This window comes from Janthinobacterium sp. C22 (assembly GCF_057919405.1).
In genome coordinates, this window is sequence record NZ_CP193659.1 from 2,889,900 (window position 1) to 2,915,190 (window position 25,291).

The 25,291-nt window shown below is 65.2% G+C and carries 19 protein-coding genes and 2 pseudogenes; 11 read left to right on the forward strand and 10 right to left on the reverse strand.

Going from position 1 to position 25,291, the window contains the following annotated elements; genetic code table 11:
- Window position 1: 1 nt before the first annotated feature.
- From ACRHIG_RS13460 to ACRHIG_RS13470, 3 genes and pseudogenes are all read right to left on the reverse strand, one after another.
- A pseudogene (locus ACRHIG_RS13460) lies at window positions 2-2,766 on the reverse strand (Hsp70 family protein).
- Between the two features lie 5 nt (window positions 2,767-2,771).
- Window positions 2,772-4,640 (reverse strand): Hsp70 family protein, encoded by a 1,869-nt coding sequence (locus ACRHIG_RS13465; protein ID WP_489630444.1) that lies wholly within the window; start codon window positions 4,638-4,640, stop codon window positions 2,772-2,774.
- The gene (locus tag ACRHIG_RS13470) at window positions 4,637-5,224 is read right to left on the reverse strand and encodes a DUF2760 domain-containing protein (RefSeq protein WP_475415928.1); all 588 of its coding nucleotides are present in this window, start codon (window positions 5,222-5,224) and stop codon (window positions 4,637-4,639) included. Before ACRHIG_RS13470 ends, ACRHIG_RS13465 begins: the two co-directional genes overlap by 4 nt.
- A 272-nt stretch (window positions 5,225-5,496) precedes the next feature.
- Here ACRHIG_RS13470 and ACRHIG_RS13475 point away from each other — a divergent pair, with 272 nt between their 5' ends.
- The 7 genes and pseudogenes from ACRHIG_RS13475 (at window position 5,497) to urtE (ending at window position 12,721) form a co-directional block, all read left to right on the forward strand.
- Window positions 5,497-6,096, forward strand: a complete 600-nt coding sequence (locus tag ACRHIG_RS13475) for a transglutaminase-like domain-containing protein (protein ID WP_489630445.1) — start codon at window positions 5,497-5,499, stop codon at window positions 6,094-6,096.
- Between the two features lie 16 nt (window positions 6,097-6,112).
- On the forward strand, window positions 6,113-6,901 hold the full coding sequence (locus ACRHIG_RS13480; RefSeq protein WP_475415926.1) for a DUF4349 domain-containing protein: 789 nt from the start codon (window positions 6,113-6,115) through the stop codon (window positions 6,899-6,901).
- A gap of 197 nt (window positions 6,902-7,098) precedes the next feature.
- Window positions 7,099-8,352: an urea ABC transporter substrate-binding protein gene (gene urtA, locus ACRHIG_RS13485; RefSeq protein ID WP_489630446.1), complete on the forward strand. Its 1,254-nt coding sequence runs from the start codon at window positions 7,099-7,101 to the stop codon at window positions 8,350-8,352.
- Window positions 8,353-8,489: 137 nt separating this feature from the next.
- A pseudogene (gene urtB / locus ACRHIG_RS13490) lies at window positions 8,490-10,075 on the forward strand (urea ABC transporter permease subunit UrtB).
- Window positions 10,072-11,193 (forward strand): urea ABC transporter permease subunit UrtC, encoded by a 1,122-nt coding sequence (gene urtC / locus ACRHIG_RS13495; RefSeq protein ID WP_489630447.1) that lies wholly within the window; start codon window positions 10,072-10,074, stop codon window positions 11,191-11,193. The pseudogene urtB and the gene urtC overlap by 4 nt, the downstream one beginning before the upstream one ends.
- A complete protein-coding gene (urtD, locus tag ACRHIG_RS13500) occupies window positions 11,190-12,020 on the forward strand; it encodes an urea ABC transporter ATP-binding protein UrtD (protein WP_489630448.1) in 831 nt (276 codons plus the stop codon). The genes urtC and urtD overlap by 4 nt, the downstream gene beginning before the upstream one ends.
- 2 nt (window positions 12,021-12,022) lie before the next feature.
- Window positions 12,023-12,721 carry an urea ABC transporter ATP-binding subunit UrtE gene (urtE, locus tag ACRHIG_RS13505; protein ID WP_489630449.1) on the forward strand — a complete coding sequence of 233 codons (699 nt, stop codon included), beginning with the start codon at window positions 12,023-12,025 and terminating at the stop codon, window positions 12,719-12,721.
- A gap of 2 nt (window positions 12,722-12,723) precedes the next feature.
- Here the strand turns inward: urtE and ACRHIG_RS13510 are convergent, their stop codons facing one another.
- Both ACRHIG_RS13510 and ACRHIG_RS13515 read right to left on the reverse strand, forming a co-directional pair.
- On the reverse strand, window positions 12,724-13,308 hold the full coding sequence (locus ACRHIG_RS13510; RefSeq protein ID WP_475415920.1) for a chromate transporter: 585 nt from the start codon (window positions 13,306-13,308) through the stop codon (window positions 12,724-12,726).
- Window positions 13,305-13,892, reverse strand: a complete 588-nt coding sequence (locus ACRHIG_RS13515; protein ID WP_475415919.1) for a chromate transporter — start codon at window positions 13,890-13,892, stop codon at window positions 13,305-13,307. The genes ACRHIG_RS13510 and ACRHIG_RS13515 overlap by 4 nt, the downstream gene beginning before the upstream one ends.
- Before the next feature lie 218 nt (window positions 13,893-14,110).
- Between ACRHIG_RS13515 and ACRHIG_RS13520 the strand changes: the two genes are divergently transcribed.
- Complete coding sequence (locus tag ACRHIG_RS13520) at window positions 14,111-14,332, forward strand: hypothetical protein (RefSeq protein WP_489630450.1); 222 nt, start codon at window positions 14,111-14,113, stop codon at window positions 14,330-14,332.
- A 416-nt stretch (window positions 14,333-14,748) separates the two neighbouring features.
- Here the strand turns inward: ACRHIG_RS13520 and ACRHIG_RS13525 are convergent, their stop codons facing one another.
- Both ACRHIG_RS13525 and ACRHIG_RS13530 read right to left on the reverse strand, forming a co-directional pair.
- Window positions 14,749-15,348, reverse strand: a complete 600-nt coding sequence (locus ACRHIG_RS13525) for a response regulator (RefSeq protein WP_489630451.1) — start codon at window positions 15,346-15,348, stop codon at window positions 14,749-14,751.
- Between the two features lie 340 nt (window positions 15,349-15,688).
- The gene (locus ACRHIG_RS13530; RefSeq protein ID WP_166448106.1) at window positions 15,689-16,237 is read right to left on the reverse strand and encodes a phosphohydrolase; all 549 of its coding nucleotides are present in this window, start codon (window positions 16,235-16,237) and stop codon (window positions 15,689-15,691) included.
- Window positions 16,238-16,437: 200 nt separating this feature from the next.
- On the opposite strand from ACRHIG_RS13530, the gene ACRHIG_RS13535 reads away from it, so the two are divergent.
- Window positions 16,438-19,581 carry an NAD(P)-binding protein gene (locus ACRHIG_RS13535; protein WP_489630452.1) on the forward strand — a complete coding sequence of 1,048 codons (3,144 nt, stop codon included), beginning with the start codon at window positions 16,438-16,440 and terminating at the stop codon, window positions 19,579-19,581.
- Window positions 19,582-19,583: 2 nt separating this feature from the next.
- Complete coding sequence (locus ACRHIG_RS13540) at window positions 19,584-20,495, forward strand: alpha/beta hydrolase (RefSeq protein WP_489630453.1); 912 nt, start codon at window positions 19,584-19,586, stop codon at window positions 20,493-20,495.
- Here the strand turns inward: ACRHIG_RS13540 and ACRHIG_RS13545 are convergent.
- Together ACRHIG_RS13545 and ACRHIG_RS13550 are read right to left on the reverse strand one after the other, a co-directional pair.
- Complete coding sequence (locus ACRHIG_RS13545) at window positions 20,480-22,987, reverse strand: ATP-binding protein (RefSeq protein ID WP_489630454.1); 2,508 nt, start codon at window positions 22,985-22,987, stop codon at window positions 20,480-20,482. The two genes, ACRHIG_RS13540 and ACRHIG_RS13545, sit on opposite strands and share 16 nt — an antisense overlap.
- 20 nt (window positions 22,988-23,007) lie before the next feature.
- A complete protein-coding gene (locus ACRHIG_RS13550) occupies window positions 23,008-23,289 on the reverse strand; it encodes a hypothetical protein (RefSeq protein ID WP_489630455.1) in 282 nt (93 codons plus the stop codon).
- 233 nt (window positions 23,290-23,522) lie between these two features.
- Here ACRHIG_RS13550 and ACRHIG_RS13555 point away from each other — a divergent pair, with 233 nt between their 5' ends.
- Window positions 23,523-24,152, forward strand: a complete 630-nt coding sequence (locus ACRHIG_RS13555) for a LysE family translocator (protein WP_475415914.1) — start codon at window positions 23,523-23,525, stop codon at window positions 24,150-24,152.
- Here ACRHIG_RS13555 and ACRHIG_RS13560 read toward each other — a convergent pair.
- Window positions 24,115-24,861: a YceI family protein gene (locus tag ACRHIG_RS13560; RefSeq protein WP_475415913.1), complete on the reverse strand. Its 747-nt coding sequence runs from the start codon at window positions 24,859-24,861 to the stop codon at window positions 24,115-24,117. The genes ACRHIG_RS13555 and ACRHIG_RS13560 overlap by 38 nt on opposite strands.
- Between the last annotated feature and the right edge of the window lie 430 nt (window positions 24,862-25,291).

Here is a 25,291-nt window from a genome sequence, read left to right on the forward strand (position 1 = left end):
TTCAGCTGATCAGCTTCAAGCCCGGCGGCAGCGCCTCGCCCAGCATGCGCTTGGTATTCGCTTCGTCCAGTTGCGTCACTTCGCTGACCATGGCCTGCCACAGGGGCGGCGCGCCGACGGCTTTCAGGCGGGCGAGGATGGTGGCGCGCAAGTCGTCGCCGATGTCGCGCGAGCGGTCGCCCGTCATGCGCGCCAGGTGGGTGGCGGCAAACGCCGCCGGTTCCGTCTTTTTCCAGTCCAGCGCCAGCAGCACGTGCAGCCAGTCGGCCACGGTGGCGCTGTCGACCACTTCGTGCGCGCTGCCGTGGAAGGGCTGGCGCGCGCCGACCCTGGCCAGCGCCCACAGGGTGTTCGTGTCCGCCGCTTCCTCCTTCTTGCCGGCCTTTTGCAGGCGTTTCAGCAGCCAGGCGCCCACTTCCGCCTTGTAGGCGCCGGGAATGCGCTCGAGCGAGGCGCCCAAGCGCAGCATGTCGTCGTCGCTGCCATTGACGAGGGTGACGGGCCGGCTGCCGCGCTGGGCCGCGTCGGCTTGCAGGTTGAAGGCGAAATCGTCGAGCAGGCGCAGTTGCTGCTCCACGCTCAAGCCGCCGGCTACGCGGCGCCACAGGGTCCACCATTCGGCGCACACCTGGTTGTCCTTGTGATGCTGGACGCCCGCGTCGAACATGGCCCACAGCTGCTCGATGCGCCACGGATCGAGCGCATCGCCATAGCCGGGCCGCAAACAGTAGCCGGCCAGGTTCAGCCACACCCGTTCATGCTCGGCGGAGCGGCGCCGGCCACGCGCGCGCAGCAGGAGGGCGTCGAACAGCTGGCGCAGCAAGGGCGTCTCCCAGCTCTCTCGCCCGCCCAGTCCCCGTTCCAGATGCTGGCGCAGCTGGCGCACTTCCTTGGTTTCGACCTTTTGCGCCTTGCCGCCGAAGATGCGCTCGATCTTCTCGACGGCTTCCTTCACGCGTGGCGGCACGCTGGACGTTTCGGCCGGCGTTTCCTCTTCTCCCCGCAACTGGAATTCCAGCAGCCAGCGGTCGCTGGCATCGGCTTCGGCCACGCAATGCACTTCCAGGGTACCCACTTCCGTCATCACGGTGGCCAGCTGCACCGCGATTTCGCGCTTGTCATTGCCGTCGCTGGCGTGCAGTACGCTGGCCAGCGGCGGCAGGCGCAGGTACTCGCCCGCGCCCAGGTCGACGATGTCGCCCAGCTTGGGCGGCGTGCCCGTTTCCGCGATGGACGAGGCCAGGTGGAAGCGCACGGGCCGGCCCAGGCGCAGCGCGAACAGACGCTGCGTCAGGCGGATTTCCTCGCCGCTGGCGCTGCCGCGTGGCAGGATGCAGACGGCGCGGTGATCCTTGCCCGCCTCGCCCAGCACGAGGAAATAGCTGCGCGGCGAGCCGCCGCCGATGCGCGGCGCCTGGCCGCGTCGGGCCAGCGCGTAGGCGACGGCGCCACGGGCCACGGCCACGTCGGGATTGTCGTTATGCAGGATGGTGAGGGACTGACCCCGCCAGTGTTCCAGGGTCTCGGCCAGGCGGCGCGCCAGCGCGTCGGCGCGGAACACGCCGCCATTCAGCAGCAGGGTATCGGGCAGTGCGCCGGCATGCTGGTGCAAGAAGCTGGCCAGGTGGCGTGTGATGGCCGCGTCCTGCGCATACGGCAGGCCGAATTCGACGATGCCGGCACGGCCTTTTTCGCCGTATCGTTTTGCCCAACTTTCGGGAAGAAGCCGTCGACCACCATGGCCGCCACTTCCTCGCGCGTGACGTCGGCCGAACGGCTGCCGCCGATCAAACGCGAACCCGCGCCCAGCAGGGTCACGGTGACGCTGTCGGGCGCGTCGTTCGACAGCAGCAGTTCCTTGGCCGCGCGGCAGCGTTCCATCAGCTGCGACAAGCGCGCGGCGGACAGCTTCATGCCGCTTTCGCTGCCTGCGGCCATGCGCGTTTCCACCAGGTGGGCCAGCGCCAGGTCCATATTGTCGCCGCCAAGGATCAGGTGGTTGCCCACGCTGCTGCGCGTGAGCTGCGGTGCGCCATCGTCGTCGAAGGCGACGTCGATCAGGCTGAAATCGGTGGTGCCGCCGCCCACGTCGCAGACCAAAATGCGGCGCGTGTCGGCCAGGTCTGCGCGCAGGGTGGCGCGCCGGCGCTGCAGGTAGTCATAAAAGGCCGCCTGCGGTTCTTCCACCAGCCGCAGCGTGGGCAGGCCCGCCATGCGCGCCGCTTCCAGGGTGAGTGCGCGCGCACCCTCGTCGAACGAAGCGGGGATGGTCAGCACCAGTTCCTGCTCTTCGAGGGGCGCGTCGGGGAAGCGGTGATTCCACGCGGCGCGCACGTAGGCAAGGTAGCTGGCGCTGGCTGCCACGGGCGACACCTTGGCCACGTCGGCATCGGCGCCCCACGGCAAAATGGGCGCCTGGCGGTCCACGTTCGCATGCGACAGCCAGCTCTTCGCGCTGGAAACGAGCCGGCCCGGCACCTGGGCGCCGAGCTGGCGCGCGAACGCGCCCAGCACGGCATGCTCAACGTCTTGCTGCGGCCACGGCAGCTGCAAGTCGCCCGCCGCCAGTTCGCCGGCGGCGGGGTGGTAGCGCAAGGAGGGCAGCAGGGGGCGTGCGCCCACTTCGCCGGGCGCGACCAGCTGCTCGATGGCGAACAGCTTGATTCCTGCCTGCGCATCGCCGGCCGCCGCATACGCCACCACCGTATTGGTGGTGCCCAGGTCGATGCCGACCAGGAAGGCCGGCTTGCCCGCAGTGCTGCCCATGGCGCTTATTGCGGCGTGCCGCGCACGTCGAATTCCACCTTCCAGCGCTCGGCGCCGTCAGGGGAAACGGCCAGCAGTTCCAGGGTACCCGCTTCCGTCACTCTGGCGTGCAGTTTGACTTGCACGACGTCGCCGGCCTGGCGGCCTTCGGCGGACAGGGTCGCCTGGATTTCGCTCAGCTCCTGCAATTCATCGGGACCCCAGAAGTCGAGCAAATCGCCGATCTGGTCGTTGCGCCGCGTGGACGAGGCGAAGAAGCGGAAGTGCACGGGTTCGCCCACGACGAGGCCGAATTGCTGGCCCGGCAGTTCCAGCTCGCTGCCTTCTTCCATGCCGAACGGCGCCACGCACAGGGCCTGGATCGGCGGCTCCATGCCAGGGATGGCGGGCATGGCCGATTCGATGGCGACATAAAAGGCGCTGGCCGTGCCGCCGCGGATGCGCACGCCATGGCCGCGCCGCACGTAGCTGTAGTAGGCGGCGCCGCGCGCGACGGCCAGGTCCAGGTCGGCCCCGGCCAGCATGCGCGCCGGTTCCGCGCCTTCCATGTACAGCCAGTCGTTGACGGTGCTCATGATACGCTGCACCAGCAGGTCGGACTTGAAGACGCCGCCGTTGAACAGCACGGCAGTCGGGTGCAGGAAGCTGGCGCCTTCCGCCTGGCGGCCCGCGAAGCCTTCCAGTTCGCTGGTCGCCGCCACTTGCCGGCCCAGGAAGGCGGCCAGGTGGCGCGTGATGGCCGCGTCCTGCGCATACGGCAAGCCCAGTTGCGTCAGGCCGGCGCGCGTACGCACGGCAGGACGGCTCGACGCTTCCACCTGCGGGAAGAAGCCGTCGAGAATGAAGGTGGACACTTCCGCGCGCGTCAGTTCCGTGCGGATGGAGCCGCCGATCAGTTTCGAACCGCGGCTGGGCACGACGATCGGTGCCACGTCGAGACCGCTGTCGGCCAGCAGGCTTTCCTTGGCGCTGCGGCAGCCGTACGTGAGCGCGCGCATCTGCCAGGCGTCGAGCTGGGTGCCGTTGGCGGCCAGCTTGCGTGCCACCAGGTGGGCCAGGGCCAGGTCCATATTGTCGCCGCCGAGCAGGATGTGTTCGCCGACTGCCACGCGGTGCGGTTCCAGCACGCCGTCGCGCTCCAGCACGGCGATCAGCGAAAAGTCGCTGGTGCCGCCGCCCACGTCGACGACCAGGATGATGTCGCCCGGCTTGACTTCCTTGCGCCAGCGGCCTTCGCTGGTCTGGATCCAGCTGTACAGGGCCGCCTGCGGCTCTTCCAGCAGGGTCAATGAGGCGTAGCCGGCCGCCTGCGCCGCTTCCATCGTCAGCTCGCGCGCGGCAGGGTCGAACGATGCGGGTATCGTCACCGTGATTTCCTGCTCGGCGAACGGCGCTTGCGGGTGGGCGTTGTCCCAGGCCTGGCGCAAATGCGTCAGGTAGCGCGTGGCGGCCGTGATCGGCGAGATGCGCGCCACTTCGGCCGGCGCGTCGTTCGGCAGGATGGCCGCGCGGCGGTCCACGCCCGGGTGGCACAGCCAGCTTTTCGCGCTCGACACCAGGCGGATCGGCGTGGTGGCGCCGCGGCTGCGGGCCATTTCGCCCACGACGAACGGCGCTTCGGCTTCCTCGGTGACCCAGGGCAGGGCCAGGTCGCCCGCCGCCACTTCGTCGGCGTGCGGCAGGTAGACGAAGGACGGCAGCAGCGGCAATTCCTCGACCGTGCCCGGTGCCGACAGTTGCGGTACTTTCAGCACGCCGTGGCTGGACTTTTCGCCGTCGCTCTCGACCAGGTTCACATACGACAGGGCGCTGTGGGTGGTGCCCAGGTCGATGCCGATGGCGTAGCGCGGGGTGTTGTTCGTTGCGTCGTTCACAGTTCCACCTCGGCCGGTGCCAGGATGGCGGCGTCGTGCTGCTCGCTCAGTTTCGGCAGGCGCACGCTGGAGGCGCGCCAGCCGCGGTGGCTGAGGGTGCCCGTGAATGGTGCGGAACCGACCACGTTGCCCGTCAGGCGCACGCTGGCCGAATCAAAGCCTTCCTGCAGCACGATGCGGCTGCCCTCGGCTTCCTGGCGCACGGCCTCGATGGTGAAATATTCGCGCATGACCTTGGCGCAGCCTTCATGCACGACGCGGGCGGCCGCGCCGATGTCGGCATCGGCATGGCTGCCCAGATTTTCCTGGGTGAAGTCGATCAGGCGCGCTTCGCGCTGCAGCAGGGCCAGCAGTTGCAGGGCCGCGTCCGGCGTCGCCTCTTTTAATATGACGGGGGCGGCGGCTGGCGTCGGCACGGGAGCGGGCGCCGGAGCAGGGGGCACGGGCGCCACAGGGGCGGCCTCGGGCAGGGACAGCTTTTCCACGCGGGCCGCATAGGCGGCGTCCGACAGGGTGCTGAAGAAGGCGCCGAAGGCCAGCGGGACGCGGCGCCAGAACGATGGGTGGGACGATGGTGTGCTCATAGGAACTCGTTTCTCTGATCTGTAGGGGGCGTCGGCGGCGCGCCGGATGGCGGGGCCGCTTCGCAGGGTGGTGCATGCGCCGGCCCGTCGTGCATGTCGGGCCGGCTGGCGTTTGCCCGCATGATACCAGCTACGGGGCCGGCGCCAAAGTCGCCGCCCCCGTTCCCGCCTGCCTGCGGCGTGCATTTTCTTTGTTCCTGCGCAAGGAAACGCTCGATTTCGGCTGTCTTCGACTAGAATCGCACATTATCTTTTTGCCAGACATTGATGCCATGGTTTCCGACTTTTCCTCATATCTGGCCAGCAGCACGTATATCGACAGCGAGCATCCGGCTGTGCGCGCCAAGGCGGCCGAGCTGGCGGCAGGCGCCGTGGGCGACGCCGCCATCGCGGCCCGCTGCTTTGCCTTCGTGCGCGACGAGATCGCCCACAGCTGGGATTACCAGCGCAACCCCGTCACTTGCCGCGCGTCCGATGTGTTGCAGCATGGCACGGGCTATTGCTATGCGAAGAGCCATCTGCTGGCCGCGCTGCTGCGCGCCAACGGCATCCCCGCCGGCCTGTGCTATCAGCGTCTGGCCGTGGGCGAGGCGGGGCCGCCGTTCTGCCTGCATGGCTTGAACGCCGTCTACCTGCAGGAATTCGGCTGGTACCGCATCGATGCGCGCGGCAACAAGCCTGGCGTCGACGCCGCCTTCACGCCGCCGCGGGAACAGCTGGCCTTTCCCGTGCTGGCGCCGGAAGAGCGCGATCTGCCGGAAATCTGGGCGGCACCGCTGCCGCAGGTGATCGCCTCGCTGACCGGCCATGCGACCGTGCAGGATGTGGCCGCGCACTTGCCCGATATCGAATTGTTGCCGCTGCAAACATAATCTCAAGAAAGAAATCATGAAAAAAGTGTATCTTGGCCTGCTTGGCCTGATGTTGTTGGCCGGTTGCGGCAGCAAGGGCGAGAGCGGTGGGCAATCGAGCGCCGCGCGTCTCGACGGCAAGGAAAAGGGCAGCGAGTTTCTTGCCTATGAACACAATGTCAGCGTCGATACGAGCGAGGCGCAAGTGCCGCTCCTGTATGAAAAAGTCGTGGCCGCCTGCAAGGCTGACACGGACAATGGTTGTCTGCTGCTCGATTCCAGCATCAACGGCGGACGCTACGTGCACGCACGCATCAGCGTGCGCGCCAAGCCGGCCGGCATCAAAAAGCTCGTCGCGCTGGTCGCGGCCGAAGGCGACGTCACCAGCCAGGGCACCAAGGTGGAAGACCTGGGCCGTCCCGTGCTCGACAGCAAGAAACGCCTGGAAATGCTCAAGCAGTACCAGGCGCAGCTGCAAGACCTGGAAAAGCGCTCGGGCACGAATGTCGATGCGCTGATCAAGGTGAGCAAGGAACTGGCCACCGTGCAGGTGGAGCTGGAGCAGGCGACGGCGGCCAATGCACTGTTGATGCAGCGCATCGACACGGACTTGCTGAACGTGGCCATCAGCGCCGACGGCAAGCAATCGTTCTGGCGCCCCGTCAAGCGCGCGCTGGGCAATTTCACGGAAAACCTGTCGGAAGGCGTGGCCAACGCCATCACGGCCATGGCTTACATCCTGCCGTGGCTGGTGGCTTTCGTGCTGCTGTTCCCGCTGGGACGCAAGGGCTGGCGCCGTCTTCGTGGAGCGCCGCGCAAGGATTGATGCGCAAGCATTAAAGCCTCCGGCGCACCGTTTTACGGCAATTTGAAACCTGGCTGCACAGTCCTTGTGCGGCCAGGTTTTTTCGTGCGGCGAGAGCCGCGTGCACCATGGCGGATACCTGTTGGCGCTGGCATGCATTCTGCTTTAACAACATGGCAGACCCAGCTCGACCCCACGAACCCATCACAGGAGTCCTCATGTCACGACGCATCATCCTGAAAGCGGCCGCCGCCGGCGCATTCGCCCTGGCCACGTCCACCTGCATGCAGGCAGCCCTGGCCGCCGATACGATCAAGGTCGGCATCTTGCACTCCCTGTCGGGCACCATGGCCATTTCCGAAACGTCGCTGAAGGATGTGGCGCTGATGACGATCGCCGAGATCAATGCCAAGGGCGGCGTGCTGGGCAAGAAGCTGGAAGCCGTCGTCGTCGATCCCGCGTCGAACTGGCCCCTGTTCGCGGAAAAAGCGCGCCAGCTGGTGGCGCAGGAAAAAGTGGCCGTGGTGTTCGGCTGCTGGACGTCCGTCTCGCGCAAGTCGGTTTTGCCGGTGTTCAAGGAACTCAACAGCCTGCTGTTTTACCCCGTGCAATACGAGGGCGAGGAACTGGAAAAGAATGTGTTTTATACGGGCGCCGCGCCCAACCAGCAGGCGATTCCCGCCGTCGAATATTTGATGAGCAGGGATGGCGGCGGCGCCAAGCGCTTCGTGCTGCTGGGCACGGATTACGTGTATCCGCGCACCACCAACAAGATTTTGCGTGCCTTCCTGAAAAGCAAGGGAGTCAAGGATAGCGATATCAGCGAGGTCTACACGCCGTTCGGCCATGCCGACTATCAAACCATCGTCGCCAACATCAAGAAGTTTTCCACGGGCGGCAAGACGGCCGTCATTTCCACCATCAATGGCGATTCGAACGTGCCGTTCTACAAGGAGCTGGGCAATGCGGGCCTGAAAGCCACGGACGTGCCCGTCGTCGCGTTTTCCGTGGGCGAGGAAGAGCTGCGCGGTATCGATACCAAACCCTTGCTCGGCCATCTGGCGGCGTGGAATTATTTTGAGTCCGTCAAGAACCCCGTCAACACGGCTTTCATCAAGCAGTGGAAGGCGTATGCCGTGGCGCACAAGCTGCCGAACGCCGGTTCGGTGGTGACGAACGACCCCATGGAAGCGACCTATGTCGGCATCCATATGTGGGCGCAAGCCGTGGAAAAGGCGAAATCGACGGACACGGACAAGGTGATCGCCGCCATGGCGGGCCAGAGCGTCAAGGCGCCATCGGGCTTCACCCTGACCATGGATGCAACGAACCACCACTTGCACAAGCCCGTGATGATCGGCGAGATCAAGGCCGATGGGCAATTCAATGTCGTGTGGAAAACCAAGGAAACGATACGCGCACAGCCGTGGAGCCCGTTTATCAAGGGCAATGAGGGCAAGCAGAAGCTGTAAAAAGCTTGCGCGTCGATTCGTCGCCGCAACCCCAGGCAGAGAGCTGGGGTCAGACCCGGCGGGTCTGACCCCTGTCCTTGTCTTTGGGGGAAGGATACCTGTCAAGACATCGGCTTTACTACATGGAATCCATGCACATGCAGCTTCTCCCCAAACTGCTGGTCCTCGCCTGCCTGTTGCTATCCTCGCTGGCGCAGGCCGCCATCTCTCCCGACCTGCTCAAACCGCTGGCCGGCGACGATCCCGACGCCAGGGTCGCCGCCGTGGCGCAGATCGCCGCCCTGGCCACGCCCGAGGCCGCCCGTGTGCTGCACGCCTTGCAGGACGACAGCCTGTATGCCGCCCCCGGCGGCAAGGTGTACATCGTCGACGGCGAGCAGGCGTACGACCCTGTCATCGGCCAGAACGTGCCGCTGCCGGAAGGCATCGATGGCGTGATGGTCAACAACCGCTTGCGCGCGGCCGTGGCGGGCGCCTTGTCGGGCTTGCAGCTGCTGGCGCCGGAGCGGGCCACGCGGCTGGCCGCCGCGCAAGCCTTGCAAAAGGCGGTCGACCCGGCGCAGCTCCCCTGATCCGCACCGCGCTGGCGCGGGAAAGCGATGGCGAGATCCAGCAGATATTGCAGGTGCTGATCGCCAGCGCCAACCTGCATGCGCCCGATGCCGCCACGCGCAAGGCCGCCGTGCAGGCGCTGGCCGGCAGCAGCGATGCGCGTCTGCTGCCCGTGCTGCAAGCCATGTTGGAGCCGGGCGGTGAACCGGATGAGGCCGTGCAGCTGGCGGCCATCGAGACGATGCGCCAGATCAAGGGCAGAGTGGCGCGTATGGAATTCGCCGGCAATGTGTTCTATGGCATTTCCCTGGGCAGCGTGCTGCTGCTGGCGGCCCTGGGCCTGGCCATCACCTTTGGCTTGATGGGCATCATCAACATGGCGCATGGCGAATTGCTGATGATAGGCGCTTACACGACCTATCTGTGCCAGCTGTTTTTCCGCGCCTACCTGCCGGGCCTGCAGGATGCGTATCTGCTGGCCGCCTTGCCGGCCGCCTTTCTCGTCGCCGGCCTGGTGGGCGTGGCGCTGGAGCGCACGGTGATCCGCTGGCTGTACGGCCGGCCGCTGGAAACCCTGCTGGCCACCTGGGGCATCAGCCTGATCCTCATGCAGCTGGTCCGCACGATCTTCGGCGCGCAAAACGTGGAAGTGGCCAATCCCGCCTGGATGTCGGGCGGCGTGACGGTACTGGGCGGCCTCGTGCTGCCGTACAACCGGCTGGCCATCATCGCCTTCGCCGTCGTCGTCGTCGTGGCCGTGTGGCTGATCCTCAACAAGACGCGCCTGGGCCTGTTCGTGCGGGCCGTCACGCAAAACCGCCGCATGGCTGATTGCGTGGGCGTGGCCACGGGCAAGGTCGACATGCTCACTTTCGGCCTCGGTTCCGGCATCGCGGGGCTCGGTGGCGTGGCCCTGTCGCAGCTGGGCAATGTGGGGCCGGACCTGGGCCAAAGCTATATCGTCGATTCCTTCATGGTGGTGGTGCTGGGCGGCGTGGGCCAGCTGGCCGGCACCGTGATCGCCGCGCTGGGCCTGGGCGAAGTCAACAAATTCCTCGAGCCGGTGGCGGGTGCCGTGCTGGCGAAGATCGCCATTTTGATATTCATCATCATTTTCATCCAGCGCCGGCCGCAGGGCCTGTTTGCCATGAAGGGACGCAGCGTCGAATGATTACCTCATATCAATCCAAGCAGGGCCTGTTCACGCGGCCCGTCTGGCTGGCGATTGGCGCCTGCAGCGTGCTGGCGGCGCTGTTGCCGATTTTTAATCTGGCGTTTGCCGAAGGGCATGTGCTGCACGTGTCCGCCTACACGGTGGCGCTGGTGGGCAAGTTCATGTGCTACGCGCTGGCCGCGCTGGCGCTGGACCTCGTCTGGGGCTACACGGGCATCTTGTCTCTGGGCCACGGCGTGTTCTTTGCGCTGGGCGCGTATGCGCACGGCATGTATCTGATGCGGGCCATCGGCGACCAGGGCCAGTACCGCAGCAGCCTGCCCGATTTCATGGTCTTTCTCGACTGGAAAACCTACCCCTGGTACTGGGCGTTTACGGAACACTTCTGGTACTGCATGGCCCTCGTCGTGCTGGTGCCGGGCGTGCTGGCCTTCGTCTTCGGTTACTTTGCCTTTCGCTCGCGCATCAAGGGCGTGTATTTTTCCATCATCACGCAAGCGATGACGTATGCCTTCATGCTCTTGTTCTTCCGCAATGACACCGGCTTTGGCGGCAACAATGGCTTCACGGATTTCAAGACGATACTGGGGCACAGCATCACGGCGCCCGCCACCCGGGCCGTGCTGTTCCTGCTGACCCTGGCCTTCCTGCTGGCGGCGTTGGTGGGCGCGCGCGCCATCGTCCGCTCGAAGCTGGGCAGGGTGCTGCAGGGCGTGCGCGACAGCGAGGCGCGGCTGATGTTCCTCGGCTACAACCCGCTGTGGTTCAAGCTGTTCGTCTGGACCCTGTCGGCCGTGCTGTGCGGCATCGCCGGCGCCCTGTACGTGCCGCAGGTAGGCATCATCAACCCGTCCGAAATGTCGCCCGCCAACTCCATCGAGATGGTCGTGTGGGTGGCGGTGGGCGGGCGCGGCACCCTGCTCGGTCCGATTGTGGGCGCCTTCACCGTCAACGGTCTGAAAAGCTGGTTCACGGCCGCCTTACCGGAACTGTGGCTGTTCGCGCTGGGCCTGCTGTTCATCGGCGTCACCCTGTTCATGCAGCAAGGCATGCTCGGTGTCTTGAACAAGCTCAAACGTAAAAAAGTCGCCATCGTGGCAGAGGAGGCCGCATGAGTATCCGCATGTTGCCCGGCATGGCCAGCGCGGAAGCGGGGCCGACATATTCGCGCGTAAAAGGCGAGGGCGTCGACACGACGCATGGCGCGATCCTGTATCTGGAAGACATCAGCGTGTCGTTCGACGGCTTCAAGGCCATCAACAAGCTGAGCCTCGATATTTCCGTGGGCGAGTTGCGCTGCATCATCGGCCCTAACGGGGCCGGCAAGACGACGATGATGGATGTGATCACGGGCAAGACGCGGCCCACGTCCGGTACGGCCTGGTTCGGTCAGACCATGAATCTGGCGACGATGACGGAAGCGCAGATCGCCCACGCGGGCATCGGCCGCAAGTTCCAGCGCCCCACCGTGTTCGAGCAGCACACGGTGTTCGACAACCTGGAACTGGCGATGAAGATGGACAAGCGCGTGGCGCCCACCCTGTTTGCGCGCTTGTCGTCCGAGCAGGCGGGCAGGATCGAAGCGATCTTGCTTTTGATCCGCCTCCACGGCCACGAGGCGCGGCCGGCCGGGTTGCTGTCGCACGGGCAAAAGCAGTGGCTGGAAATCGGCATGCTCCTGATGCAGGAGCCGCAGCTGATTTTGCTGGACGAACCGGTGGCGGGCATGTCCGACGCGGAAACGGCGCGCACGGCGGAACTCCTCAATGAATTGCGCGGCAAACATTCCATCATGGTGGTCGAGCACGACATGGGTTTCGTCACGGACATTGCCCAGCAAGGCATCGTCACCGTGCTGCATGAAGGGGCCGTGCTGGCGCAGGGCCGCATGGACGAAGTGCAGGCCGACGAGCGCGTCATCGAAGTCTATCTGGGAAGGTAATCATGCTCGAAGTGCAAGAATTAAATCAGTACTATGGCTCCTCGCACACCTTGCGCGGCATCGACCTGTCGGCGCGCAAGGGCGAATGCCTGGCCTTGCTGGGGCGTAATGGCGTAGGCAAGACAACCTTGCTCAAATGCCTGATGGGCGTGCTGCCCGTGGCGCAGGGCACGGTGGTGTTCCAGGGGCGCGACATCACGAAAATGACGCCGCACGCGCGCGCCAGGCTGGGCATGGCCTACGTGCCGCAGGGACGCGACATCTTTGCGCGCCTGACGGTCGAGGAAAACTTGCTGATGGGCATGGCGGTGAAGCGGGGCAGGCTGGCCTCGCGCATCGATCCCCACGTGTACGAGCTGTTTCCGGTATTGAAAGAGATGCTGGCGCGGCGCGGCGGTGATTTGTCCGGCGGGCAACAGCAGCAGCTGGCCATCGCCCGCGCGCTGCTGGCCGAACCGCAATTGATCATCTTCGACGAGCCGACGGAAGGTATCCAGCCGTCCGTCATCAAGGATATCGGCAGGGTCATTGCTTTGTTGAAACAACGGGGCGACATGGCTATCGTGCTGTGCGAACAGTATTTTGATTTCGCCCGCGAACTGGCCGACGACTTCATCGTGCTGTCGCGCGGCAGCGTGGTGGCCAGCGGAAGTGCGGAACAGATGGACGGCGAGGAGGTGAAGCGGCACCTGGCCGTGTAAGGTCAGACGAGCTGGAGCCAGCCCAGCACGGCGCCGCCCGCCAGCAGCCACAATAAATGGATCTTCGTGCGCCAGATGATCAGGCCCGCCACGATGGACAGGCTCCACAGGGGCCAGTCGGTGCGGATGTCGTGGTTGGCGCCACCCAGGATCATGCCGGTGGAAATCAGGAGGGCGACGACGATGGGCGCCATGCCCTGCTTGAAGGCGCGCACGGGGCGCAGGTCGCGGTTGCGGTAGCCCCATTGGGCTGCCACGTAGGTGAGGGTGGTGCTGGGCAGCATGATGCCTAACATGGTGATGAACACGCCAAGATACGCGGCCGTGTAGCTGCCCGCATTCATGCCCACGTTCCAGCCCATCAGGGCGACGAACAGCACGTTGGGGCCGGGCGCTGCTTGCGCAATGGCGATCGACTCATTGAATTGCGTCTGGGTCAGCCAGCCATGCTGTTCGACGAGGAAACGGTGCATTTCAGACGTGGTGGAAATGGCGCCGCCGATCGACATCAGCGACAGCATCAGGTAGTGGGCGAACAGGTTCAGCCAGTCGCCCGCGCTCAAGGCCAGTTGCAGGGGCGGATTCATGAAGACAGCTTCCGATAGGTCAGCAGGCAGCCGATGCCGCCCAGGCCCAGCAGGATGTACAGCAGGGGCCAGCGGAAGACCGCCACCATCAGCACGCCCAGCACGGTGATGGACAAGGTCAGCCACAGGGGCAGCGGATGCTTGCTCAGCGCGGTCGCCAGCTTCACGCCCGTGGCGGCGATCATGCCGGCCGACACGGCCGCCATGCCGCGCAGGGCGCCCGCCATCTGCGGGTTGTCGCCAAAGCGCGTGTACAGCACGCCCAGCAGCAGGACGATGACGAGGGGGACGGCCAGCATGCCGGCCAGCGCCGTCAGCGCGCCTTTTAAACCGAAATAGCGCCCGCCCACCATCAGTGACAGGTTCACCACGTTCGGCCCGGGCATGATCTGCGCCACGGCCCAGTCTTCGAGGAATTCCTCCTGCGTCAGCCAGCGCTTGCGCTCGACCATTTCGCGCTGGATCACGGCCAGCACGCCGCCAAAGCCTTGCAGGGCCAGCCAGGTGAACGAGAAGAACAGGTCGGCAAGCGAGGCGGGTTGCGGGCGGGGCTGGTCAGGCTGGGGCGTGGAAGGCGAGGGCATGACTGATTATCGCCGTGGCCGATCGCGCTTGTCCATCGCTTTCGGCTCTGCTTGTACCTGCAAGAAAAAACCGTGGCTCATGTTTCCCTGCCATTGACATCGAGAGTTTATCGGCAATACTTTTAGCGGCAACATGACCGCTATCCCTGTCCGCGCTGGCGTGGCTCGCCCCGCTACGCCCTCTCATCCCTCCGTCCCCTTCGCAGGAGTTGCTTATCATGCCTCATTCCATAGAAACGCTGCATATGCCCGTCAAAACCGTGGTGCTGCATACGCGGGTCGATCAGAAGATGTGCGATATCGTCAACCTGGGCATCGCCGTGCAGGCTGCCTTCAGTACCTTGTGCGCGCTGGAATACCTGAAGTCATACAATGTCGCCCCTGAACTGATCGAACGCGTGCTGCTGCATCCGGAGCAGCGCCGCCAGACCGTGCACTGAGTATCCGCACGGCAACTGTGTTGCCGGCAGCGTCAGCCCGGCGTTGTCGGATTGTCCATTACGGCTCAGTTATGCACAAATGATGGGCTAACGAAATTGGCGAAATAATTTTCTTGTGATTATGTGTGATTTTCTAAGTGTTTGATTTTAATGGATTTTATTTTTGCTGTTTGATTGAGCAGTTTATTGAAAGCCGCACGGGCTGTGGCTTTGAGGGCTGTCAATAGGCGCTTATCCACAAAGATATCCACAGTCCGTGTGGATATCTGAAAAAGCGCTTAACAATCCGCCACTTAGGAAAATGGGACCGGCCCGCGCCTGCCATCGGCGCGCAAGATGGGCCAAAATAGGGCATGCCACAAGCCTGTATGCCTATCCAGTACTCTTGTTTTTATGACTGAAAGTAGCGGCCGTGTTCAGGGCGTGCCGCCGGCCGGCGCCGCGGGCGTGTCGCCGCACTGGGCCAGGGCCGCGGCCAGTTCGGCGACGTGTTGCTCCGCCTCGCGCAGGGTGGCGTAGGTGCGCAGCGAGGCGATCACGGTGGTAAACAACTTGCGCGTGGTGAGGTCGGTCTTGCACCAGAAATCGTTGATGTCGTAGTCGATGATGATGCGGTGTTCCAGCGCCTGGCCCGGCTGGCCCGTGCGCAGGATGATGCGCACGGCGCTGTTGTGCAGGTCTTCGCGGATCTGGCGCGCCACGTGCAGCCCCGCATCCTGGGTTTCCATGATCACATCGAGCAGCACCACGGCGATATCTTGTGTGCCGCGCAGCAGGCTGAGTGCCTCGGCGCCCGAATACGCGTGCAAAAAGCTCAGTCTGCGGCCCTGGAAGCTGGCCTGGCTGAGGGCGAACTTGGTCACCACGTGCACGTCGACATCGTCATCGACGATCAGCACGCGCCATGGCGCCGCGTTGGCAGTCTCTGCCGTCGCGTCTGCCCGGGCCAACGGCTCATCGACCAGCCAGTCCGGTTCGTCCGCCCCCTTGGCGGCGCTGTCGCTATCCATGTTCATGCATTTATCCACCGTTGATCGTGCTTGCTACTCCACACTATGCCAGTCTGCGGGGTTTGTCAAAACAATGCTGTTCAAGCAAGACGGTCCGGCGCCTGGATTGCTTATGCACAGCAAAATATATTTTCATGGCGGTGAAGTGACTTTGATCGAGCGCAAATTCGTGATTGCAAGTCATTGATTTTATTGGAGTAAAAAATTGCCTGTGAAATCAGCAAATTGTTGAAACCCGCATCAATGCTGGTGTTGCGGCTTGTCAAGAGGGGCTTATCAACAACTTTATCCACAGTTGCTGTGGATATCTGAAAAAGCCGTGCAAAAACCGGGGCTTAGCGCCCGTTCATGCGGCCAGCCCAAGCCCGCTCAGCTGGGCGAAGGCATGCAGGAAGCGCTGCTTGGCTTCGGCCGGGCCCATGGCCTCGATTATACCGGGCAAGGGGGCGATGCCGTCAAGGTAAGCCCAGCGTTCGGCCGAGTGCGGCATCAGGTCGCGCTTTTCCGTGGCCAGCGCGATCAGGTCGGCCCGCTTGATGGGCGCGTAATCGGAAAAGTCCAGGCCATACGTGGCGGCGATGATGGCGCTGACCTTGTCTTCCAGCACGGCAAATTCCGGCAGCAACACTTTCAAGGGCTTCACCATGTCGCCCAGGTAGGCTTCGGCCGCGTCGTGCAGCAGGGCGGCCAGGCGCAAATGGGGCGGCACCAGTTCGGCGACGATCAGGCTGTGCTGGGCGACCGAGTAAAACACTTGCGTCTGTCCATTGAAGCGGCACTGGTAAGCGAGGCCGTGGGCAATGTCTTCAATGGCTACCTTGTCGATATGCGGGCGCAAGGGATAAAAACGGTTGCCTGAATAGGTGGAAACGTAGTCGGTGGTAATCATTGCCATGGCATGGTGCTCGGAACGCTCAAGATGCTTCATCGTACACCCGATGGCATGGGCTTGCCCCAGCTGCCGTGCGCAGGCGGCGGGCTGCTGAGCCTATGCATCTTGGCAAATCCTTTAATTTATTTCATATCATTCATTGTTCTTTCTCAAATACACTATAGCAATCTTGTTTGTCTGAAACTTCATTTAGGGGCAGGGCAATGACGGCGATACCTTCGGCAAGACCTTCGTATATCTATCAGGGCGGTTCGGTGATGATGCACTCGCCGCTGCAATTGAAACAGTCGGAAATGTACGGCTATTTCGTCAGGGGCGACCTGGCCAAGCTGCAGGCCACCGTGAATACCACCCTGAACCAGGTAGCGGGCAGCAAGATGACCCTGAAAGCCCTGTCGCCGTACGTGATGCTGACGTTTACACGCGTCAACCATGCCGATTCGGCCAACCCCGTCGACCAGGCCAAGGGCTGGATCACGGAGGTCGATATCGTCACCTGGATCATGGTCGGCCAGATGGATGAACACGGCAAGCTCGCGCATATCTACTGGTATCCGTGCCACATTTTTGTGGATGACGCCATGGCCCTGATCAACGGGCGCGAATTGTTCGGCTATCCGAAATACCTGTGCGACTACGAGATTCCCGCCGCCGGCAGCGAGCCGCTGCGTTGTTCCGTCGCGGCCAAGGGTTTCCAGCATTTTTCGCCGGAAACGAAACTCGCCCTGCACCCGCTGCTCGAAGTCAATGCCACCGTGCAGACGGGGCAGCACAAGAGCGTCAACAGTTTCCTCGAACTCATCGAGCAGGCATTCCAGATTTTTCTCTCCATCCCCGATTTCTTCGACATGGACCAGGCCGGCTGGGCCGATATCCTGTCGCTGCTGCGCAACCCGCGCATCGACCAGATATTCCTCAAGCAATTCCCCGACAGCGCGGGCGTGAAAGCCGTGTACCAGGCCCTGGTGGCCGCGCCGGCCGAAATCAACCGCCTGCACAGCGCGCGCCTGCTCGGCTATGAATACGAATGCACGGTGCACGCCTTCGACAGCTTCCCGCTGGACCAGACCCTGGGCTTGCAGCTGGGACCGCAGGCGGCGATATTGCCGTTCAATGTGAACTTCGACTTCACGGCCATGCCGGGCGAGGAGCTGGTCGACAATTCACGCATCGCGCCGGAAAAGATCGCCATCCTCGGCGGCGGCGTGGCGGCCATGACCACCGCGTATTATCTGACGAACCAGCCGGGCTGGCAAAACCGGCATGCCATCACCGTCTACCAGCTGGGCTGGCGTCTGGGCGGCAAGGGCGCCAGCGGACGCAATGCGCAGGCGGGCCAGCGCATCGAGGAGCATGGCCTGCACATCTGGTTCGGCTTCTACGCCAACGCCTTCAGGATGATCAAGGAAGCCTACGCCAGCCTGGAACGCCCGCCCGGCGCGCCGCTGGCCACCTGGCGCGACGCCTTCAAGCAGCACGATTACGTGGCCCTGTCGGAAGACGTCAAGGGACAATGGCGCAACTGGTCCATCGTCTTTCCCACCTTGCCGGGCGAGCCGGGCGAGGGCGGCGAAGACATCACCCTGTGGCAGATGGCCATCGCCATGGTGGGCTGGATCGAGCAGTGGATCCGCCAGATCCGCCAGGTGGCGGACGCCGACGCGCGCATCGCGCGCGCCAGCGCGCAGCCAGGTGACGGCGAAGGCGTGTGGCCGGGCTGGCTGCGCCGCCTGGCTGACGAAGTGGTGGGGCAGGCCGATGAACTGGGGCTGGACGTGGGCCTGTCCGTGGGCGCGCTGGCCGCCCTGGTGGCCGACCTGGCGCCGGACTCCACGCGCCACGACCAGGCCCGCCACCAGCTGCTGGCCAGCACCCTGAACGGCATCCGCGGCTGGCTGCGCCTGCGCTACCGCGCCCTGATCGATGGCGACGACGAATTGCGCCGGCTGTTCACCTGCCTGGACCTGGGCATCACGGTCATGAAGGGCATGTTCGAGGATGGCGTGTTCAAGAACGGCTTCGACGTCATCAACGACATCGATTTCCGCGCCTGGCTGCGCAAGCATGGCGGCGACGAGCAGTTCAGCGTCAATTCGGCCCCCGTGCGCGGTTTTTACGACCTGGTGTTCGCCTACGAGGGCGGCGATTTCGCCAAGCCGAACATCGAGGCGGGCACCTTGCTGCGGGCGATGGCACGCATCGGCCTGGCCTACAAGGGCGGCATCATGTTCAAGATGCAGGCCGGCATGGGCGACACGATTTTCACGCCGCTGTACGAAGTGCTGCGCAAGCGCGGCGTGGAATTCAAGTTCTTCCAGCGCGTGGAAGAACTGGTGCCGGGCGCGGGCGACATCGACAGCATCCGCATCACGCAGCAGGTGCAATTGAAGGACCCCGCCGCCGGCTACGCGCCGCTGGTGGACGTGAAAGGGCTGGCGTGCTGGCCCAGCGCGCCCGACTACGCGCAGATCGAACCGGCCCAGGCGGCGCTGCTGCAGGAGCAGGAAGTCAACCTGGAATCGTACTGGAGCGGCTGGCCGCAGCAGTACCAGCAGGCGTTCGGCCGGCAGCTGCCCGCCACGGTCTTGAAGAAAGGCGTCGATTTCGACAAGGTGGTGTTCGGCATTTCCATCGGCTCGCTGCCGGCCCTGTGCCCACAGCTGCTGGCGCAAAGCCCGGCCCTGCAACTGACGGCCGAGAAGGTGAAAACGGTGGCCACGCAGGCTTACCAGGTGTGGCTGAACAAAAACCTGGCGCAGATGGGCTGGACCACGCAGCCGAAGGGCCAGCAGCCCGTGCTGTCGGCCTTCACGGAGCCGTACGACACGTGGGCGCCGATGGATCAACTATTGGCGCACGAGGACTGGCCGGCGGGCCTGGAGCCGAAAAACGTCTCGTATTTTTGCAGCGCCTTCCCCGTCGACAGCTACCCGCCCGTCACCGACACGGATTTCCCCGCCCGCTGCGCGGCCAGCGCGAAGCAGGGCGCGCTGCACCAGCTGGAACGCGAGATCGGCGCGCTGTGGCCAGAGGCGGGCGCGCCGGGCGCGTTCCCGTGGCAATGGCTGGTCGACGCGAAGGCTGGCACGGGGCCGGCGCGCTTCGACAGCCAGTACTGGCGCGCCAATGTCGATCCGTCCGAGCGCTACGTGATGTCGGTGGTGGGCAGCACCCAGTACCGGCTGGCCACCGACCAGTCGGGCTTCAGCAACCTGTTCCTGACCGGCGACTGGATCAGGACGGGCCTCAACGCGGGCTGCGTCGAGGCGGCCGTGATGGCCGGCATGCAGACCTCGCGCGCCATGACGGGCTATCCGGCCGTGATCCAGGGCGAGACGGATTTCTAGGCATGCAGCGCCTGATGCCGTTGTGTCTTGTCCTTGTCCACCTGCACGCGGGCGCCGCGCCGCCCGGCGCCATGGTGCTGTGGCCCGGCGCGCCGCCCGGCGGCGCGGCGTCGGGCCCGCAGCGGGCCAGCGCCAAAGGCTCCATCACGCAGGTGGAGCAGCCTTACCTGATCGCGCACCGCCCGGCGCAGCCGAACGGCACGGCCATCCTGCTGGTCAGCGGCGGCGGCTATGCGCATATCGAGGCGGGCAAGGAAAGCGGCCCGGCCGCCAGCTGGCTGCAAGCGCGGGGCGTCACGGCGTTTGAACTCGTGTACCGTCTGCCGCAGGAAGGCGGTGGCGCCAGCGCGCCGTTCCAGGACGGCCAGCGGGCCATGCGCTTGATCCGCGCGCGCGCGGCCGAGTGGCGCATCGACCCGGCGCGCATCGGCATGCTGGGTTTTTCCGCCGGCGCGCACCTGGCCGGCATGACGGCCGTCCAGCCGGACGCCGCCCTGTATGCGCCCGCCGATGCGATCGATGGCGTCTCGGCGCGGCCCGATTTCGTCGTGCTGCTGTACCCCGTGCTGACCATGGAAGCGCCGTTCGACACGACGCATGCGAAGAAGCAGCTGCTGGGAAGTCACCCCACGCAGGCGGCGCGCGATGCGCTGTCGGTGGAGCGCCACGTCGATGCGCGCACGCCGCCGATGTTCATCGCTCAGGCGCTGGACGACCCGATTTCACCGCCCGACAACAGCCGCTTGATGGGCGCTGCCCTGGACCGCGCGGGCGTGCCGTTTGAACTGCACCAGTTCCGGCACGGCGGCCATGGCTGGGGCCTGGGCAAGCCGGACAGCGAACCGGCCGCGTGGCCGCAGCTGCTGCTGGCGTGGCTGCAATCGCATGGCTGGATGCCTCAACCTGCGGGCTGATCTTCCAGATCGCGCCGCGCCACGTCCAGCGCCGCCCGCAGCTGCGGCAGGAATTGCTCCACGTTGTCGAGCTGGCCGTTCGAGGCCAGGGTTTCCATCTGGTGGCACAGGCCGTGCAGGGTGGGACGACTCAGGTAGCCGGCGCTGCCTTTCAAGGCGTGGAAGGCGGCTGCCGCCGCGCTGGCATTGCCGTCGCGCACGGCGTGGCAAGCCAGGTCCAGGCGCCGCGGCGCTTCCGTCAAGAACGCTTGCGCGATGCGCTGCAAGTGCTGCGCCGACAGGCCTGCCAGCGGCAGGATGTGCACGGGCGCCGTCATGGGATCGGCCGGAGCGACCGGCTCGCCGGCGTCGGCCAGGCCGAACTGGCGCGCCAGGGTGTCGTCCTCGGTGGGCGCGGCTGGCGGCAGCGCGTGGCCGCGCGCCAGCAGCAGGTCGATGATGGCATCGATTTTCTCGAACAACAGCGCCTCGTCGACGGGCTTGCTGAGGAAGTCGTCCATGCCGGCGGCCAGGTAGCGTTGCCGGTCATGTTCGCTGGCGTTGGCCGTCAGCGCGAGGATGGGGATGTGCGCGTCGGGAATGGGGAATTGGGCATTGCCGCCGTCGCGGATCAGGCGCGCGGCCTGTTCGCCATCCATTTCGGGCATGCGGCCATCCATCAGCACGCAGTCGTAGGGGCCGGATCCCAGCGCGCGCAGCGCCTGTTCGCCGTTTTCCACGATGGTCACGTCATGGCCCATGCTTTCGAGCAGGGTGCCGATGATGATCTGGTTGGTGCGCACGTCTTCGGCGCACAGGATGCGCAGGCGGCAGGCATGGCGCGCCTGGCGTGCCGGCCGGCGCGCGTCGGCCGCCGGCGCGCTGCCGGGCGTCAGCGGCAAGGTGAAATGGAAGCGCGAGCCGATGCCGACCCGGCTTTCCACGCCGATCGCGCCCTGCATCAGTTCGACCAGTTCCTTGCAGATGGCCAGTCCCAGGCCCGTGCCGCCGTAGCGGCGCGTGGTGGAATGGTCGGCCTGCTCGAATTTCTGGAACAGGCGCGGCAAGGTGTCCGCGTCGATGCCGGGACCCGTGTCGCTGATGATGAATTCGATCTCGCTGCGGCCGTCGCCGCGCGGCGGCGTGCGGGCGCGCCGCACTTCCAGCAGCACTTCGCCATTGGCCGTGAATTTCAGCGCGTTGCCCAGCAGGTTGATGAGGATCTGCCGCAGGCGCGTGGGGTCGGCGCGCACGTAGCGGGGCAGGTCCAGCGCCAGTTCGCGGCGCAGCAGCAGGCTCTTGGCATCGGCCTGGCCCTGCACGATGCCGGCCGCGTCGCCGATCAGCGCCAGCAGGTCGAAGTCCACCGTCTCCAGGGTCAGCTTGCCCGCGTCGATCTTGGAAAAGTCGAGGATGTCATTGAGGATGGTCAGGAGCGACACGCCATTGTGCAGGCCGATGCGCAGGTATTCCTGCGTGCGGCCCTTGACGGACTGGTCGCGCAGGGCGAATTTCAGCATGCCGATCACGCCGGCCAGCGGCGTGCGGATGTCGTGGCTCATGGCGGACAGAAAATCGATGCGGTGGCGGCTGACCACTTCCGCGTGCTCCTTGGCCCTCAGCAGGGCGTCGTTGCTGAGGGTCAGCGCCAGGGTGCGTTCCTGCACCCGCTGCTCCAGATTGTTGCGCAGCAGGCGGATCTGGTCGGCCAGGGCAAAGGCCAGCAGCAAGCCGTCGAAGGTGCCGCCCAGCAGGGTCACCAGCTGGGCGTTGGCCACCATGGCCGGCATCAGGCCCAGGTTGGCCGGCAGGATCAGAAAGCCGGGCAGCATCAGCGCGACGAAGGCCAGCACGAAGAAGCGCGCCGGCTGGTAGCCGCGGCGCCAGACGACGATGCCGCAGACCAGCGCCAGCAGCATCCAGATGCTGATGGCGATGGTGGCCAGGGTGTGCGCATACGACAGGGCGAAGAAACAGCTGGGCAGCAGCAGCAAGGGCAGCGCCAGGTTGACCTTGCTGAGACGGTACAGCAGAAGCGAGTAGTCGCGCAGGCGCAGGAAATGCATGTAAAACAGGGTGCTGAAGACGGGCAGCAGGAAAAATGGCACGTAATGCAGCTGCAGCTGGTGCCAGTCGAACAGGTCGGCAAAGACGTGGAAGGTCATGGCCCAGGCCAGGCCATAGGTCAGCACGTACAGCGCGTAATACGCCGAGGCCTTTTCCAGGGTGATGGAAAAGATGAAGAAATTGAACAGGCCCAGCGCCAGCAGGGCGCCGATGGACGCCACCATCAGGAAGTTTTCCTTGCCCACCAGCTTGCGGTAGTCGTGCTGCGTCTTTACGCCGAACATGGGGGCGCGCGCGTAGTAGGGGCTGGAAAAGCGGATCAGGATGTCGTACGTGGCGCCCGGCGCCAGTTGCACGTTCATGCCGTAGTGCAGCAAATAGTCGTGCGGCCGCTGGTAGCCCGTCAGCAAGATCCGCGGCGCCGTGTGCGCCCCGGGGCCATACACGTGCAGGTCGACCAGGTCGATCAGGGTGTCGTTCGGGTCGATGACCCAGGCCGCTCGCTGCTGTCGTTGCGCACCTGCGCATGCAGCCAGTAGGCGCCGCCGAACAGGTCGACCTGGTCGGCCCGGCGCTGGCGCGCCAGCCAGGCGGGCAGGGCGGCGGCATCGGCAGGCGCGGCGTCATTTCCAGCGAGAAACAGTTGCCCGTCTTTGCCCAGGTGAGCGATACCTTGCATGCCCAGGGGTAAGGGCGCCGCCTGCGCCGCGCCCGCCAGGCCCAGCAGGCCGAACAGCAGGCCGAGCACGAGCGCCCAGCCGCATAGCCAGGCGCTGACGCGGGCGCTGGAAGCGCGGTGGCGGGAGGGGGCGGGTGGGCTGGCATCGATGGGTTGGGTGATGGTCGCGCGGGAAAGGGCGGCAGCGCCGTTTGCTGTGGAGTGCCCATTTTAATCGACTCTCGGTGACACACGGGCAATTTCATGTCCTGCCCGCATGGCGCCCGCTCCGGTATCATGGCGCCTTTGCCCGCGAGATCATCATGCTCAGTCCCGACCAGTTCCTGGCCTTCCTGGCCGCCGCCGTCCTCATTACCGCCAGCCCCGGCCCCGACAACCTGATGGTGCTGGGCGTAGGCATGTCGCGCGGGCGCCGCCAGGGCATGGCGTTCGGCCTGGGCTGCGCCCTTGGCTGCCTCACGCACACCGTGCTGGCGACCATCGGCGTGTCAGCCCTGCTGGCCGCCTCGCCCGCGGCCTTTACGGCGCTGAAAGTGGCCGGCGGGCTGTATCTGGTGTGGCTGGGCATCGGCGCCTTGCGCAGCCGCGGCGGCGCCAGAGTCGATGGCGCGGCTGCCTTGCCCGACGAATCCTTGCTGCGTTTGTTCGGCAAGGGACTGTTTGCCAACAGTATCAATCCGAAAGTCGTGCTGTTTTTCCTCTCGTTCCTGCCGCAGTTCATCGTCGCGGGCCAGGGCGATGCCAGCTGGCAGACGGCGCAGCTGGGCCTGGTCTTCACGGCGCAGGCGTGCGTGCTGTTCGGCCTGCTCGGCTATTTTTCCGGCGCCGTCGGATTGTGGCTCAACCGCCGCCCGCGCGCCGGCCTGTGGCTGGACCGCGTGGCCGGCACCATCTTCATCGGTCTCGGCTTGCGCCTGATCCTGGCACGCTGACCTCTTGCCGGGCGGTGATGCGGAACGCCAGTTCCATCTGGTCCTGCACGGCCATGGCGCCGCCCAGGACGGCGAACGGCACGATGCCGAAGTCGCTTTGTTTCAGCAGCAGGCTGCCGCTGGCCTGCAGGCTGCGCCCATCGGCCGCTTGCTCGATCCGCACGGGCAGCCGCACCGCGCGCGTCACGCCATGCAGGGTGATGTCCGCATCAAACACCTGCTTATCGCCCGAGCGGCGCGCCTCGATGCTGACCCACGGATAGCGTTCCGCCTCGAGCACGCGCACCAGCATGTTGTGGCGCGTGCCGGCGATGGCGTCGGCCGACGGCGTCGTCGTCAAGCCGGCCGCCCGCCGCAGGCTTTCCTCATCCACGCTCATCTCGTCGAGCCGGAAGCGCAACTGCGCGCGCCCCGGCGCGGGCGCCACCACGCCCTGCAGGCTGCGGCTGGCCACCACGTGGTCGTGCCCCAGCCGCGCCAGCGCGCCGCCACGGCGCACGGTGATGGTCAGCAGCGATTCTGCGGGCGCGATGTGCAGCAGGTACATGCCTTGCCGCTGCCACGCGGGCGCCGGCACGGCGGCAGGGGCGGCCGGCGCGGAAGCGGGGGCAGGAGCGGGCGGCAAGGGCGTGCAGGATGCCAGCACGGCGCAGGCGAGCAGAAACGTGGTGCGGATGGCTGAAGGCGGGCGGTGGTTCTGGGTGGGCATGGGTAGACGGGACAAGGGCGATGGGAGAATAGTACGTGATCCGCGCGGTGGCGCGCGTGCAATGTTAGAGCTACGTCATAAGGCGGTCATATGCCGCTGTTATGATGCTTTCGTTGGCACACAGCATGCGGTGCGCAAATCACTACGTTCCGGGAGCGATAGGATGCAGGCATGACTCAACAGCTTAGCCGGTGAGCTCAACCATCGGCACCAGACATGTAAGATTTGTTTTACAGCAATGATCGCAGGGCAGGGCAGGGGAAATGCAGGAATCGGCCGGGGATTTAATGAAGTCCTAAGCCTGTCTCGACGAAGGGCTGGCATAGTGGATACATGGCGCACGGAAACCCCGAGCGCAAGGTTGCCGGACACCTCAATGACCGGCACGATTTCCACTTTTTCATGTGTTTTCCGTTTTATCCCTGCGCTC